Source organism: Billgrantia sp. NRB1, assembly GCF_056921725.1.
In genome coordinates this window covers 3,742,909-3,757,332 of record NZ_CM167783.1, presented here as the reverse complement: position 1 = coordinate 3,757,332, position 14,424 = coordinate 3,742,909, and the positions used below count along the sequence as shown (strand labels likewise).

At 60.3% G+C, this 14,424-nt stretch carries 10 protein-coding genes, 6 tRNA genes and 3 rRNA genes; all 19 read left to right on the top strand.

Features of this window, described 5'->3' with window-relative positions; translation table 11 throughout:
- Positions 1-17 precede the first annotated feature (17 nt).
- The 19 genes from ilvC to rplL all read left to right on the top strand — a co-directional run bounded on the left by ilvC (position 18) and on the right by rplL (position 14,357).
- The gene (ilvC, locus tag ACZIYR_RS17165; RefSeq protein ID WP_483527514.1) at positions 18-1,034 is read left to right on the top strand and encodes a ketol-acid reductoisomerase; all 1,017 of its coding nucleotides are present in this window, start codon (positions 18-20) and stop codon (positions 1,032-1,034) included.
- Positions 1,035-1,183: 149 nt separating this feature from the next.
- Complete coding sequence (gene pssA, locus ACZIYR_RS17160; protein WP_473031600.1) at positions 1,184-2,062, top strand: CDP-diacylglycerol--serine O-phosphatidyltransferase; 879 nt, start codon at positions 1,184-1,186, stop codon at positions 2,060-2,062.
- A gap of 697 nt (positions 2,063-2,759) precedes the next feature.
- Positions 2,760-4,297 (top strand): 16S ribosomal RNA (locus tag ACZIYR_RS17155).
- 70 nt (positions 4,298-4,367) lie between these two features.
- Positions 4,368-4,444 (top strand) — tRNA-Ile (locus ACZIYR_RS17150).
- 86 nt (positions 4,445-4,530) lie between these two features.
- A tRNA-Ala gene (locus ACZIYR_RS17145) sits at positions 4,531-4,606 on the top strand.
- A 265-nt stretch (positions 4,607-4,871) separates the two neighbouring features.
- Positions 4,872-7,870, top strand: a 23S ribosomal RNA gene (locus ACZIYR_RS17140).
- Between the two features lie 83 nt (positions 7,871-7,953).
- Positions 7,954-8,069, top strand: a 5S ribosomal RNA gene (rrf, locus tag ACZIYR_RS17135).
- The 16S, 23S and 5S rRNA genes sit together here with 2 tRNA genes alongside, the layout of an rRNA operon.
- Before the next feature lie 345 nt (positions 8,070-8,414).
- A complete protein-coding gene (locus ACZIYR_RS17130; protein ID WP_483527513.1) occupies positions 8,415-9,398 on the top strand; it encodes a biotin--[acetyl-CoA-carboxylase] ligase in 984 nt (327 codons plus the stop codon).
- Positions 9,395-10,234 carry a type III pantothenate kinase gene (locus tag ACZIYR_RS17125; RefSeq protein WP_483527512.1) on the top strand — a complete coding sequence of 280 codons (840 nt, stop codon included), beginning with the start codon at positions 9,395-9,397 and terminating at the stop codon, positions 10,232-10,234. The genes ACZIYR_RS17130 and ACZIYR_RS17125 overlap by 4 nt, the downstream gene beginning before the upstream one ends.
- 117 nt (positions 10,235-10,351) lie before the next feature.
- Positions 10,352-10,435: transfer RNA gene (locus ACZIYR_RS17120), tRNA-Tyr, on the top strand.
- A gap of 48 nt (positions 10,436-10,483) precedes the next feature.
- Positions 10,484-10,557, top strand: a tRNA-Gly gene (locus ACZIYR_RS17115).
- 11 nt (positions 10,558-10,568) lie between these two features.
- Positions 10,569-10,643, top strand: a tRNA-Thr gene (locus tag ACZIYR_RS17110).
- A gap of 146 nt (positions 10,644-10,789) precedes the next feature.
- Positions 10,790-10,865 (top strand) — tRNA-Trp (locus tag ACZIYR_RS17105).
- Between the two features lie 89 nt (positions 10,866-10,954).
- Positions 10,955-11,323, top strand: a complete 369-nt coding sequence (gene secE, locus ACZIYR_RS17100; protein WP_473034934.1) for a preprotein translocase subunit SecE — start codon at positions 10,955-10,957, stop codon at positions 11,321-11,323.
- A gap of 8 nt (positions 11,324-11,331) precedes the next feature.
- On the top strand, positions 11,332-11,865 hold the full coding sequence (gene nusG / locus ACZIYR_RS17095; protein WP_238978558.1) for a transcription termination/antitermination protein NusG: 534 nt from the start codon (positions 11,332-11,334) through the stop codon (positions 11,863-11,865).
- A gap of 122 nt (positions 11,866-11,987) precedes the next feature.
- Complete coding sequence (gene rplK, locus ACZIYR_RS17090) at positions 11,988-12,419, top strand: 50S ribosomal protein L11 (protein ID WP_043514686.1); 432 nt, start codon at positions 11,988-11,990, stop codon at positions 12,417-12,419.
- 2 nt (positions 12,420-12,421) lie between these two features.
- Positions 12,422-13,114 carry a 50S ribosomal protein L1 gene (gene rplA, locus ACZIYR_RS17085; protein WP_483527511.1) on the top strand — a complete coding sequence of 231 codons (693 nt, stop codon included), beginning with the start codon at positions 12,422-12,424 and terminating at the stop codon, positions 13,112-13,114.
- A 278-nt stretch (positions 13,115-13,392) separates the two neighbouring features.
- Complete coding sequence (gene rplJ / locus ACZIYR_RS17080) at positions 13,393-13,896, top strand: 50S ribosomal protein L10 (RefSeq protein ID WP_473034933.1); 504 nt, start codon at positions 13,393-13,395, stop codon at positions 13,894-13,896.
- Between the two features lie 89 nt (positions 13,897-13,985).
- Positions 13,986-14,357 carry a 50S ribosomal protein L7/L12 gene (rplL, locus tag ACZIYR_RS17075; RefSeq protein WP_473034932.1) on the top strand — a complete coding sequence of 124 codons (372 nt, stop codon included), beginning with the start codon at positions 13,986-13,988 and terminating at the stop codon, positions 14,355-14,357.
- Positions 14,358-14,424 lie beyond the last annotated feature (67 nt).

Genomic DNA, 14,424 nt, shown 5'->3' with positions numbered 1-14,424 from the left:
CCGTTCAGGAGCACATCATGCGCGTGTATTACGACAAGGACTGCGATCTCTCCCTCATTCAGGGCAAGAAGGTCACCATTGTGGGCTATGGCTCCCAGGGGCATGCCCATGCCAACAACCTCAAGGAGTCCGGTGTCGATGTCACCGTGGCCCTGCGCCAAGGCTCCTCCTCCGCCGCCAAGGCCGAGGCCGCCGGCCTCAAGGTCGCTTCCGTGCCTGAGGCGTGCCAGAGCGCCGACGTGGTGATGATCCTGGCGCCGGATGAGAACCAGAAGGCGATCTACGAGAATGAGGTCGAGCCGAATCTGAAGCAGGGCGCCACCCTGGCCTTCGCGCATGGCTTCAACATTCACTACAACCAGATCGAGCCGCGCAAGGATCTGGACGTGATCATGATCGCCCCCAAGGCGCCGGGTCACACCGTGCGCTCCGAGTTCGTCAAGGGCGGCGGCATCCCCGACCTGATCGCCATCCACCAGGATGCTTCGGGCAAGGCCAAGGAGCTGGCGCTCTCCTATGCGGCCGGCGTCGGCGGGGGGCGCAGCGGCATCATCGAGACCACCTTCAAGGACGAGACCGAGACCGACCTGTTCGGTGAGCAGGCCGTGCTGTGCGGCGGCGCGGTCGAGCTGGTCAAGGCCGGCTTCGAAACGCTGACCGAGGCGGGCTACGCGCCGGAGATGGCCTACTTCGAGTGTCTGCACGAGCTCAAGCTGATCGTCGACCTGATGTACGAGGGCGGCATCGCCAACATGAACTACTCCATCTCCAACAACGCGGAGTATGGCGAGTATGTGACCGGTCCCGAGGTGATCAACGACGAGTCCCGCGCCGCCATGCGCAATGCTCTCAAACGCATCCAGACCGGCGAGTACGCCAAGATGTTCATCAACGAGGGTAACTCCAACTACCCGTCGATGACCGCGCGTCGCCGCCTGAACGCCGAGCATGAGATCGAGACTGTGGGTGCCAAGCTGCGCGGCATGATGCCGTGGATCGCTGCCAACCAGCTGGTCGACAAGTCCAAGAACTAAGGCTTGCGATCGGTCGCATGTCGAGAAGGGCGCGGTTTTCCGCGCCCTTCTCGCATTGTGGGTGGGTGGCTGCTCGTCTCGACCTGGCGACACCGTGTAGAATGATGGTACGCCTGCGGGCGGCTTCATTATGGCAACGGACGAGACGCATGAGTCAGGACCCCCACAAGACCGAGCATGAACCGGCGCGTCGCGATGGTGAGCCCGAAGGCGTCGAGCCGGGCGCCCGATCGGCTACCGATGAAGACCTGGCTGCCGCTTTCGTGCGGGAAACGGAAGTCATCGAGGAGTCGATCGAGGGCGGCAAGAAGGTGCGGCGCAAGGGTATCTATCTGCTCCCCAACCTCTTTACCACCTCGGCGCTGTTTGCCGGCTTCTTTGCGGTGGTCGCGGGGATCAACGGTGACTTTTCCGCGGCCGCGGTGGCGATCTTCATTGCCATGGTGCTCGACGGCCTGGATGGCCGCGTGGCCCGACTGACCAATACCCAGAGTGCCTTCGGTGCCGAGTACGACAGCCTCTCCGATATGCTCTCCTTCGGCGTGGCGCCGGCGCTGGTGGCCTTCACCTGGATTCTTCAGGACATCGGCAAGACCGGCTGGGTGGTGGCCTTCCTGTACGTGGCCTGTGCCGCGCTGCGGCTGGCACGCTTCAATGTCCAGATCGGCAGCGTCGACAAGAAGTGGTTCATCGGGCTGCCGAGCCCTTCGGCGGCGGCCTTCGTGGCGGCCAGCGTCTGGACCTTCCATAGCTTCGATGCCGATGCGATGGGCTTCAAGCTGCTGATGTTGCTGGTGGTGGCCGTGTCCGGCGTGCTGATGGTCAGCAATATCCGCTATTACAGCTTCAAGGATATCGACTTCAAAGGGCCGGTGCCCTTCGTGGTGCTGCTGGCCATCGTGCTGGGCTTCGTGGTGATCTCCATGCAGCCCTCGGTGATGCTGCTGCTGCTGTTCGGTGCCTATGTCGCTTCCGGGCCAACGCTTGCCGTGATGCGCAAGCTCAAGCAGCCCCCAGCGAGCGGGTGAAGGCAGGAGTTTCGACAGCGCCCGCCTCGTGCGGGCGCTGTCGTCTCTGCCCAGGGCGCAAAAGCATCCACAGGGGGTCGCCGGCGAGCGCCTGTGGATATCCCCGGCGCCATCGTCTCGTCATGGCGTGGCCATGCGCCTGAAATATTTTTACGGCTGCCCCTTGCAGTTGTCCGGGGAAAGCCGTAAAGTACGCATCCGCTGCCGGCAACGGGCAACGTTGCAGGCGGTGACAAGAGTGGTAAGTGGTTGTCTCGCTTTGGGTTTTTCGAATCGCTTCGCAAAATTCCGACTTGACGCCCGCGGCGGATTCGGTAGAATGCGCTCCACTCGATACAGAGGCCCGTCAGGGGCTCTGGGCGGCCACCAGCAACGCTGGGCTTCGGCGCCACGCTCACGGCAGTGAGGCGGCGAAGAGAGTTGACAAGCTCGGCCGGTTCAGTAGAATACGCCTTCCTCGCAGGGCGCTGGCGAGGCCGGAAGCACCGGTCACGACAGCAAGCGAGACGCTCCGCTCCTTAGAGAGCTCGGAGCCGCTCTTTAACAATCGATCAGGTAATTCATGTGGGCGCTTGTCGATGAGGTGGTGAGAAGTCACACCATTATCAAGGCAAGCGACTCGTCAAACGAGACGTTTGAACCTTGAGCCAAGTTTGGTTCGCTTCCTCCTTCGGGAGGGCAAGAACTATATGATCTTAAACTGAAGAGTTTGATCATGGCTCAGATTGAACGCTGGCGGCAGGCCTAACACATGCAAGTCGAGCGGAAACGACGGGAGCTTGCTCCCGGGCGTCGAGCGGCGGACGGGTGAGTAATGCATAGGAATCTGCCCGGTAGTGGGGGATAACCTGGGGAAACTCAGGCTAATACCGCATACGTCCTACGGGAGAAAGCAGGGGCTCTTCGGACCTTGCGCTATCGGATGAGCCTATGTCGGATTAGCTAGTTGGTGAGGTAATGGCTCACCAAGGCGACGATCCGTAGCTGGTCTGAGAGGATGATCAGCCACATCGGGACTGAGACACGGCCCGAACTCCTACGGGAGGCAGCAGTGGGGAATATTGGACAATGGGGGCAACCCTGATCCAGCCATGCCGCGTGTGTGAAGAAGGCTTTCGGGTTGTAAAGCACTTTCAGTGGGGAAGAAGGCTTTCGGGTTAATACCCCGGAAGAAGGACATCACCCACAGAAGAAGCACCGGCTAACTCCGTGCCAGCAGCCGCGGTAATACGGAGGGTGCGAGCGTTAATCGGAATTACTGGGCGTAAAGCGCGCGTAGGTGGCTTGATAAGCCGGTTGTGAAAGCCCCGGGCTCAACCTGGGAACGGCATCCGGAACTGTCAGGCTAGAGTGCAGGAGAGGAAGGTAGAATTCCCGGTGTAGCGGTGAAATGCGTAGAGATCGGGAGGAATACCAGTGGCGAAGGCGGCCTTCTGGACTGACACTGACACTGAGGTGCGAAAGCGTGGGTAGCAAACAGGATTAGATACCCTGGTAGTCCACGCCGTAAACGATGTCGACTAGCCGTTGGGTCCTTCGCGGACTTTGTGGCGCAGTTAACGCGATAAGTCGACCGCCTGGGGAGTACGGCCGCAAGGTTAAAACTCAAATGAATTGACGGGGGCCCGCACAAGCGGTGGAGCATGTGGTTTAATTCGATGCAACGCGAAGAACCTTACCTACCCTTGACATCGTGCGAAGTTTCCAGAGATGGATTCGTGCCTTCGGGAGCGCACAGACAGGTGCTGCATGGCTGTCGTCAGCTCGTGTTGTGAAATGTTGGGTTAAGTCCCGTAACGAGCGCAACCCTTGTCCCTATTTGCCAGCGATTCGGTCGGGAACTCTAGGGAGACTGCCGGTGACAAACCGGAGGAAGGTGGGGACGACGTCAAGTCATCATGGCCCTTACGGGTAGGGCTACACACGTGCTACAATGGTCGGTACAAAGGGTTGCCAACTCGCGAGAGTGCGCTAATCCCATAAAGCCGATCTCAGTCCGGATCGGAGTCTGCAACTCGACTCCGTGAAGTCGGAATCGCTAGTAATCGTGAATCAGAATGTCACGGTGAATACGTTCCCGGGCCTTGTACACACCGCCCGTCACACCATGGGAGTGGACTGCACCAGAAGTGGTTAGCCTAACTTCGGAGGGCGATCACCACGGTGTGGTTCATGACTGGGGTGAAGTCGTAACAAGGTAGCCGTAGGGGAACCTGCGGCTGGATCACCTCCTTAAACGACATATCGCCGCCTCGCGGCAAGTGCTCACAATGAATTACCTGATCGGCCAGAGCAAAGACTGTTTGGGTCTGTAGCTCAGTTGGTTAGAGCGCACCCCTGATAAGGGTGAGGTCGGCAGTTCAAGTCTGCCCAGACCCACCAAATTTGCGTGATACTGCGTTGCTTCGATACTCGCATAGCAGGCTATGCGTCGCATCGAAGCGCCTTGTCTCACACAAATTTCCTTCGGGGCCATAGCTCAGCTGGGAGAGCGCCTGCCTTGCACGCAGGAGGTCAGCGGTTCGATCCCGCTTGGCTCCACCATCTTCTCAGCCTTAAGCCGTAAGCTTGAAGCTGTAAGAAAACCCCATCAAAACAGTCTGATGTCAGCGCTAAGCAATGAGCTTTGATGATGCCATAAAGGTGTTCACTTAAAGCTTACTGCTTAGGGCTTACCGCTCTAAATGCTCTTTAACAATGTGAATCATGCTGACAAGTTCCTTTCTGAGAAGAAAGGACATGAGATACGTCTCAAGCGTATCCGGCAATTGTCGTACGTAATCGCCGACCAGACCCTTTCGGGTTATATGGTCAAGCGATTAAGCGCATACGGTGGATGCCTAGGCAGCCAGAGGCGATGAAAGACGTGGAAGCCTGCGATAAGGCTCGGCGAGGTGGCAAACAACCTGTGACCCGGGCATCTCTGAATGGGGAAACCCACCCTGCATCAGCAGGGTATCCCACACTGAATCCATAGGTGTTGGGAGGCGAACCGGGGGAACTGAAACATCTAAGTACCCCGAGGAAAAGAAATCAACCGAGATTCCCCCAGTAGCGGCGAGCGAACGGGGACCAGCCCTTAAGCTGGTGAATGGTTAGGCGAACGCGCTGGGAAGCGCGACCATAGCGGGTGATAGTCCCGTAGCCGAAAGCCTGATCCAGTGAAATCGAGTAGGTCGGGGCACGTGAAACCTTGACTGAAGACGGGGGGACCATCCTCCAAGGCTAAATACTCCTGGCTGACCGATAGTGAACCAGTACCGTGAGGGAAAGGCGAAAAGAACCCCGGCGAGGGGAGTGAAATAGATCCTGAAACCGTATGCGTACAAGCAGTGGGAGCACGCTCGTCGTGTGACCGCGTACCTTTTGTATAATGGGTCAGCGACTTATATTCAGTGGCGAGCTTAACCGATTAGGGGAGGCGTAGGGAAACCGAGTCTTAACTGGGCGACCAGTCGCTGGATATAGACCCGAAACCGGGCGATCTATCCATGAGCAGGTTGAAGGTTGAGTAACATCAACTGGAGGACCGAACCAGGATCTGTTGAAAAAGATTTGGATGACTTGTGGATCGGAGTGAAAGGCTAATCAAGCCCGGAGATAGCTGGTTCTCCTCGAAAGCTATTTAGGTAGCGCCTCACGTATCACCACCGGGGGTAGAGCACTGTTTCGGCTAGGGGGTCATCCCGACTTACCAACCCGAGGCAAACTCCGAATACCGGTGAGTGCCAGCGTGGGAGACACACAGCGGGTGCTAACGTCCGTTGTGAAAAGGGAAACAACCCAGACCGTCAGCTAAGGTCCCCAAATCCTGGTTAAGTGGGAAACGATGTGGGAAGGCTCAGACAGCTAGGAGGTTGGCTTAGAAGCAGCCATCCTTTAAAGAAAGCGTAATAGCTCACTAGTCGAGTCGGCCTGCGCGGAAGATGTAACGGGGCTAAACCAGGTACCGAAGCTACGGGCTTGTGTGCATCACCCAAAGCTATTCGTTTACGCGAGCGAAGCGAGCGAAAGCGCCCAACAATAGTCGAGTTGGTCGCCAACGTAAGCCGAGCCAGCAGCGAGTGGTTTTCGGGATGCACACAAGCGGTAGAGGAGCGTCGTGTACGCCGACGAAGGTGAGTCGAGAGGCTTGCTGGAGGTATCACGAGTGCGAATGCTGACATGAGTAACGACAAGGGGAGTGAAAAACTCCCCCGCCGGAAGACCAAGGGTTTCTGTTCGACGCTAATCGGAGCAGAGTGAGTCGGCCCCTAAGGCGAGGCCGAAAGGCGTAGTCGATGGGAAACGGGTCAATATTCCCGTACCTCACTGTATTGCGATGGGGGGACGAAGAAGGCTAGGTGAGCCAGGCGTTGGTTGTCCTGGTGAAAGCTTGTAGGCTGGGGGTTCAGGCAAATCCGGATCCCTAAGGCCGAGAAGCGAGACGAACACCCCACGGGGTGGAAGTCATCGATGCCACGCTTCCAGGAAAAGCCTCTAAGCTTCAGATACAGTGGGACCGTACCCCAAACCGACACAGGTGGTCAGGTAGAGAATACCCAGGCGCTTGAGAGAACTCGGGTGAAGGAACTAGGCAAAATGGTGCCGTAACTTCGGGAGAAGGCACGCCGCCACTACGTGAAGGCCCTCGCGGCCGGAGCGGAAGGCGGTCGAAGATACCAGGTGGCTGCAACTGTTTATTAAAAACACAGCACTCTGCAAACGCGTAAGCGGACGTATAGGGTGTGACGCCTGCCCGGTGCCGGAAGGTTAATTGATGGTGTTAGCCCTCGGGCGAAGCTCCTGATCGAAGCCCCGGTAAACGGCGGCCGTAACTATAACGGTCCTAAGGTAGCGAAATTCCTTGTCGGGTAAGTTCCGACCTGCACGAATGGCGTAATGATGGCCACGCTGTCTCCACCCGAGACTCAGTGAAATTGAAATCGCAGTGAAGATGCTGTGTACCCGCGGCTAGACGGAAAGACCCCGTGAACCTTTACTATAGCTTCACACTGGACGCTGATGTTGCCTGTGTAGGATAGCTGGGAGGCTTGGAAACCCGGACGCCAGTTCGGGTGGAGCCAACCTTGAAATACCAGCCTGGCATCATTGGCGTTCTAACTCAGGTCCGTGATCCGGATCGAGGACAGTGTGTGGTGGGTAGTTTGACTGGGGCGGTCTCCTCCCAAAGCGTAACGGAGGAGCACGAAGGTACCCTCAGCACGGTCGGAAATCGTGCAATGAGTGCAAGAGCATAAGGGTGCTTAACTGCGAGACAGACACGTCGAGCAGGTACGAAAGTAGGTTCTAGTGATCCGGTGGTTCTGTATGGAAGGGCCATCGCTCAACGGATAAAAGGTACTCCGGGGATAACAGGCTGATACCGCCCAAGAGTTCACATCGACGGCGGTGTTTGGCACCTCGATGTCGGCTCATCACATCCTGGGGCTGAAGTCGGTCCCAAGGGTATGGCTGTTCGCCATTTAAAGTGGTACGCGAGCTGGGTTTAGAACGTCGTGAGACAGTTCGGTCCCTATCTGCCGTGGGCGTTGGATGTTTGAGAAGAGCTGCTCCTAGTACGAGAGGACCGGAGTGGACGCACCTCTGGTGTTCCGGTTGTCACGCCAGTGGCATTGCCGGGTAGCTATGTGCGGACGGGATAACCGCTGAAAGCATCTAAGCGGGAAGCCCCCTTCAAGATGAGACATCCCCGAGGCCTCGAGCCTCCTGAAGGGCCCAGCGAGACCAGCTGGTTGATAGGCCGGGTGTGGAAGCGCTGCAAGGCGTTGAGCTAACCGGTACTAATGGCCCGTGAGGCTTGACCATATAACCCCAAGGGGTCTGCGCATTGCGCGCGACATTGACGGATACGACGAGACGTAGCGTCGGCATGATTCCAACCGTTTTCGCCTGACGACCATAGCGAGTGGGAACCACCTGATCCCTTGCCGAACTCAGCAGTGAAACCGCTCAGCGCCGATGGTAGTGTGGGGCTTCCCCATGCGAGAGTAGGTCATCGTCAGGCACTTATTCAGAAACCCAGCTTCGAAAGAGGCTGGGTTTCGTCGTTCTAGGGGCTTCCCATGGAGAGTCCCGGGAGCCCGGCGCAATCATCGTCAGGCACTTATTCAGAAACCCAGCTTCGAAAGAGGCTGGGTTTCGTCGTTTAGGGGCTTCCCATGGAGAGTCCCGGGAGCCCGGCGCAATCATCGTCAGGCATTGATTCAGAAACCCAGCGTCGAAAGAGGCTGGGTTTCGTCGTGTTAGGGCAGTGCGAAAGCGCTCGGGGGCTTGGTTTTTCCGGGCGGTGCGTTTCCGGGCCTGCGCCAGTTCCGCTAGAATGGGCCTTTTCCCGCTGGGGGCATAGGGCATGACCATCGGTGAACTGATTCGCTTGCTCAGCGACGGTGAATTTCATTCCGGCGAACAGCTGGGCGAGCGGCTTGGCGTTTCGCGCACTGCGGTGTGGAAGCAGCTGAAGAAGCTCGAAGCACTGGATATTCCCCTAGAGGCCGTCAAGGGCCAAGGCTATCGACTCTCGGAGCCGCTGGAGCTGATGGACGGGAGCGCCATTATCGCCGGCCTGTCCCGCACGGGAAGGCAGCATCTGACGCGGCTGTTCGTCGAGGAGACGCTGCCATCGAGCAACCAGTTCATTCGTCAGCGCTTCGACCAAGGGGCCGGGCATGCCGAGGTGTGTCTGGTCGAGCAGCAGAGCGAGGGGCGAGGGCGGCGTGGTCGAAGCTGGTCTACCCCCTGGGGGCGTGCCCTGATGCTCTCGCTTGGCTGGCGGTTCGACTCGGGCATCGCCTCCCTGGAGGGGCTGAGTCTCGCCGTGGGCGTGGCGTTGGCTCGCGTCCTGGAACGCCATGGTGTGACCCCCCGGCTCAAGTGGCCCAACGATGTCCTGCTCGAAGGGGAAGACGGCCGACTGGCCAAGCTCGCCGGAATCCTGGTGGAGATCAGTGGCGATACGGCGGGTCCTTGCGAGGCGATCGTGGGGATGGGGATCAACGTCAGTCTGCCGTCGACGTTTCGGGAGCGCATCGAGCAGCCGGTGGTGGCGGTGCACGACCAGGCACCGGGGCTCTCGCGCAATGCGCTGGCCGTGGAGCTGCTGGAAGAGCTGCTGCCGATGATGGCGGGCTACGAGCGCCAGGGCTTTGCCGCCTGGCAGGCCGAGTGGAATGTCCGTCATGCCTTTGCCGGCTGCGCTATCGAAGTGCTCAGCCAGGGACAGCGTCTCGACGCCGTGGCCGAGTCGGTGGACGCATCCGGCAACCTGTGGATTCGTCGAGGAGAGGCGCGGGAGCGGCTGGCCGGTGGGGAAATTAGCGTGCGTGGTCGTTCATGATCCTGGATCTGGACATCGGCAATACGCTGTCCAAGTGGCGGCTCAAGGATGCCGACAGCAGCGAGATCCGCTCGCGGGGGGCGGTGTGGACCCGGGAGGAGTGGAAGCCGGGCTCCGATATCCCGGACCTGGACGTGGTCGAGGCGGTGCGCATCTCCAGCGTGGCCCGGGCGGCAGTGCTGGGGCAGACGGTCTCGCTGCTGCAGGATCGCGTGGCACTGGTGCATGTGGCTCGCTCGGCGCCCGAGGCCCTGGGGGTCGTCAACGGCTATGAGGAGCCGCATCGGCTGGGCGTGGATCGCTGGATGGGCGTGCTGGCCGGCTACCAGCTGGCCGGTGGTTGCTGTGCGGTCGATTGCGGCAGTGCTATCACCGTGGACTTCGTGCTGCCCGGCGGGCGCCACCTGGGGGGCTACATCATTCCCGGCCTGCGGCTGATGAAGGAGAGCCTGAAGCTCGGTACCCGCAATGTGGCCATAGATCCCGACAGCGAGGCCGAAGAGCTGCTGTTGCCGGGGCAGCGCACCGTCGAGGCGGTCAACCACGGCATCTTCCTGGCGGCGGTCAGCGCGATCAACCGAATCTATGCGGAGGTGTGCGACCGAGAGGGCGTCGCCCTGCCGATGCTGCTGACGGGAGGCGATGCGCGCGTGGTCGCGCGGGGAGTCCAGTCCCCCCACGCCATCTGGCCCGACATGGTCTATGCAGGCCTCGAGGCGTGCTTCCCGCTGACGGCCGCCGAGCGGGCCGGGCGGATGTCGGGGGCGCCCAGGGTGCCGGCACCGGCCGGCCTGGAAAAAATTCGCGCCGGCCTTGCATTCTCCATGCTGCTTTGACACAATGCAGCGCGTTCCGGGGGCGAGGGCATCTCCAGCGAGATGCGCCCAGAGGCAAGTCGCTGATAAATAAGCGCTTGACACGGCAACCGGAGGCGGTAGAATAGGCCGCCAGTTGGAGGGGTTCCCGAGTGGCCAAAGGGAGCAGACTGTAAATCTGCCGCGAAAGCTTCGAAGGTTCGAATCCTTCCCCCTCCACCAAGTTTTTGTCGTAATCGGCTTTGGCGATTCGACGGCCAGAGTGGGTAGGCGGGTATAGTTCAATGGTAGAACCTCAGCCTTCCAAGCTGATGATGCGGGTTCGATTCCCGCTACCCGCTCCAGGCAGAGTTTGGCTCATGTAGCTCAGGGGTAGAGCACACCCTTGGTAAGGGTGAGGTCGACGGTTCAAATCCGTCCATGAGCTCCAAATATAAAAAAGGCGAGCCTCGGCTCGCCTTTTTATTTCGCGGCACCCGGTGCCCGAAAGGGGTTGTCAGGCGAGTCAGGCTTCGCTATCATGGCGCCCGCTGTTGTCACCGCCGCCTGCAAAGGGTGGCGGCGTTCAGCAAATACAGGCCAGTAGCTCAATTGGCAGAGCAGCGGTCTCCAAAACCGCAGGTTGGGGGTTCGATTCCCTCCTGGCCTGCCAACCTTCCCCAGGTTGGCGCAGGCGCGAAGCGCCATCTACATGCCTTTCAGAACACGATTCGCTGCCGCACCCTGAGGAGTCTCGTTTTTATGAAACATAACGCCGAGGTGCAGGACTCGCGCCACGACGGGCTCAAGTGGGCGGTTATCGTCACTCTGCTGGTAGTGGCTGTCGTCGGCAACACCTACTTCGCCGACGTGGCCATTCTCTACCGCGTGCTGGGCGTGGTTGCCCTCTGTGCCCTCGCCGGCGTGCTCGCCCTGACCACCGTCAAGGGTCGGGAGCTGGCCGAGCTGGCCAAGAGCGCCAAGAAGGAGATCCAGCGCGTGGTCTGGCCGACGCGCCCCGAGACCGTTCAGACCACCGCCATCGTGCTGGTGGCTGTGCTGGTCGTGGGGCTGATGCTGTGGCTGATCGACACTCTTCTGAGCTGGGCGATGTCCGGCGTTATCGGTTAGGAGTTTTCATGTCCAAGCGTTGGTACGTCGTTCACGCCTACTCCGGCTTCGAGAAGCATGTCATGCGCTCGCTCATCGAGCGCGTGAAGATGTATGGCATGGAGGATCGCTTCGGCGAAATCCTGGTGCCGACCGAAGAGGTCGTCGAGATGCGCGACGGCAAGCGTCGCAAGAGTGAGCGCAAGTTCTATCCCGGCTACGTGCTGGTCGAGATGGAGATGGATGACGCCACCTGGCACCTGGTCAACGAGACGCCTCGCGTGATGGGGTTCATCGGTGGCACCAAGGAGAAGCCGGCGCCAATTACCCAGAAGGAAGCCGATGCCATCCTGCGTCGTGTCAAAGACGGCACCGACAAGCCGCGCCCCAAGACGCTGTTCGAGCCGGGGCAGTCCGTTCGTGTCATCGACGGCCCCTTCGCCGATTTCAACGGCGTGGTCGAAGAGGTCAACTACGACAAGAGTCGCCTGCAGGTCAGCGTGCTGATCTTCGGTCGGGCCACTCCTGTCGAGCTGGAATTCGCACAGGTCGAGAAGGAGTGATCCGCTCGTCCTGGCATCTGTAAGGCGGCCGCTGAAGCAGCCGCGTAACCGGGGAGCCGCAAGGAGCACGCTCAAGTCGAGCGGTGTTTTCCGAGGCGCTACTACCCAACTGGAGTCTACACATGGCCAAGAAAGTCCAGGCTTACATCAAGCTGCAGGTCGCAGCGGGTAAAGCCAACCCGAGTCCCCCCGTGGGCCCCGCGCTGGGTCAGCACGGCGTGAACATCATGGAGTTCTGCAAGGCGTTCAACGCCGCGACCCAGGAGATCGAGCCGGGTCTGCCCACTCCCGTGGTGATTACCGTCTATTCCGATCGCAGCTTTACCTTCATCACCAAGACCCCGCCCGCCGCGGTCCTGCTGAAGAAGGCGGCTGGCATCAAGTCCGGCTCCGGCGAGCCGAACAAGAAGAAGGTCGGTACCGTGACCCGCGAACAGCTCGAAGAGATCGCCAAGACCAAGGAGCCGGATCTGACGGCAGCCGATCTCGACGCCGCGGTGCGTACCATTGCCGGTAGCGCCCGCAGCATGGGCCTCAACGTGGAGGGTCTCTGATCATGGCCAAGCTTTCCAAGCGTGCGCAGCAGATTCGCGAAAAGGTCGACACCTCCAAGGCCTACTCCCTCGAGGAGGCCGTGGCCCTGCTCGCCGAGCTGTCCACCGTCAAGTTCAAGGAGTCCTTGGACGTTGCCGTTAATCTCGGTGTCGATCCGCGAAAATCCGATCAGGTGGTTCGCGGTGCGACCGTGATGCCCAACGGTACCGGCAAGGACGTCCGGGTGGCGGTCTTTACCCAGGGTGCCAACGCCGATGCGGCCAAGGAAGCCGGTGCCGATATCGTCGGCATGGACGACCTGGCCGAGCAGGTCAAGAAGGGCCAGCTCGATTTCGACGTGGTCATCGCCTCGCCGGACGCCATGCGCGTGGTCGGCCAGCTGGGCCAGATCCTCGGTCCGCGCGGCCTGATGCCGAACCCCAAGGTCGGCACCGTGACGCCCGACGTGGCCACTGCCGTCAAGAACGCCAAGGCGGGTCAGGTGCGCTTCCGTACCGACAAGAACGGCATCATTCATACCACCCTTGGCAAGGTCGATTTCGACGCCGCCGCCATTCAGGGCAACCTGGAAGCGCTGATCGCCGATCTCAAGCGGCTCAAGCCGAGCACCTCCAAGGGCGTTTATTTCAAGAAGGTCACCCTGTCCACCACCATGGGCCCGGGTGTGACCATCGATCATTCCGCGCTGGTTTGATCGGCGCGGCCTGATTCGGCCGGTTGCAAGAACTTTGCGGTCCCCGTGCGCTGATGCATTCAGTCTCGGCGGGGCACCGTCAAAGACCGCAGGCGCCGCTCCTCACGCGAAGAGCGGCTTAATCTTTCCGCTTAGGGATGCCTGCGCAGATGGTGTGTCCGCCAGTCGCCGCTGGTGAGCACCATCACCCTGGACTTCCGTTGCCGCCTGGCGTGTGACGGAAGAGATGGTAACCCCCGGACACCGCTCTGCGGTTCCGGCACGAAGGAGTGATCACTGTGCCACTAGCACTTGAAGGCAAGAAGGCGATCGTTGCCGAGGTCAGTGAAGCCGCCAAGGGCGCACTCTCCGTCGTTGTTGCCGATTCTCGTGGCGTTACGGTCGAGAAGATGACCGGCCTGCGCAAGCAGGCACGCGAGAATGGCGTCCAGCTGCGTGTTGTTCGCAACACCCTGGCACGTCGCGCCCTCGAGGGCACTCAGTGGGAGTGCCTGAACGAGAGCTTCGTGGGTCCGACTCTGCTGGCCTTTTCCACCGAGCATCCGGGCGCTGCCGCCCGTCTGTTCAAGGATTTTGCCAAAGAAGAGAAGAGCTTCGAAGTCAAGGCGCTGGCCTACGAAGGCGAGCTGATCCCGGCTGGCGACATCGACCGTCTGGCGAGCCTGCCGACCTACGACGAGGCCATCGCCAAGCTGATGTCCGTCATGAAGGAAGCGTCCGCCGGCAAGCTGGTCCGCACCCTTGCGGCCCTGCGCGACCAGAAGCAGGAAGCGGCCGCCTGATTGGCGAACTCAACGCTGCAGCCTGAATCGAACACTGAATAGACGAGCGCTCGGCACGCCGAGGCTCCCGCAAAGGTAGGAATACGAAAATGGCACTGACCAAAGAAGACATCATCAACGCCGTCGCCGACATGTCCGTGATGGAAGTCGTCGAGCTGATCGAAGCGATGGAAGAGAAATTCGGCGTCTCTGCCGCTGCCGCCGTGGTCGCTGGCCCGGGTGGTGGCGAAGCCGAAGCCGTCGAAGAGCAGACCGAGTTCGACCTGGTGTTGACCGCTGCCGGCGACAAGAAGGTCAACGTCATCAAGGCCGTCCGCGAGCTGACCGGCCTGGGCCTGAAGGAAGCCAAGGGTGCCGTCGACGGTGCACCGGCGACCATCAAGGAAGGCATGTCCAAGGAAGACGCCGAAGCGGCCAAGGCGAAGCTGGAAGAAGCCGGCGCGAGCGTGGAGCTCAAGTAATCCTTGTGCCCATGGCTTCACGCGCTGCGTAAGCTTCCACGGCTGGTGGCGGGCCCTCCCGCTGCCG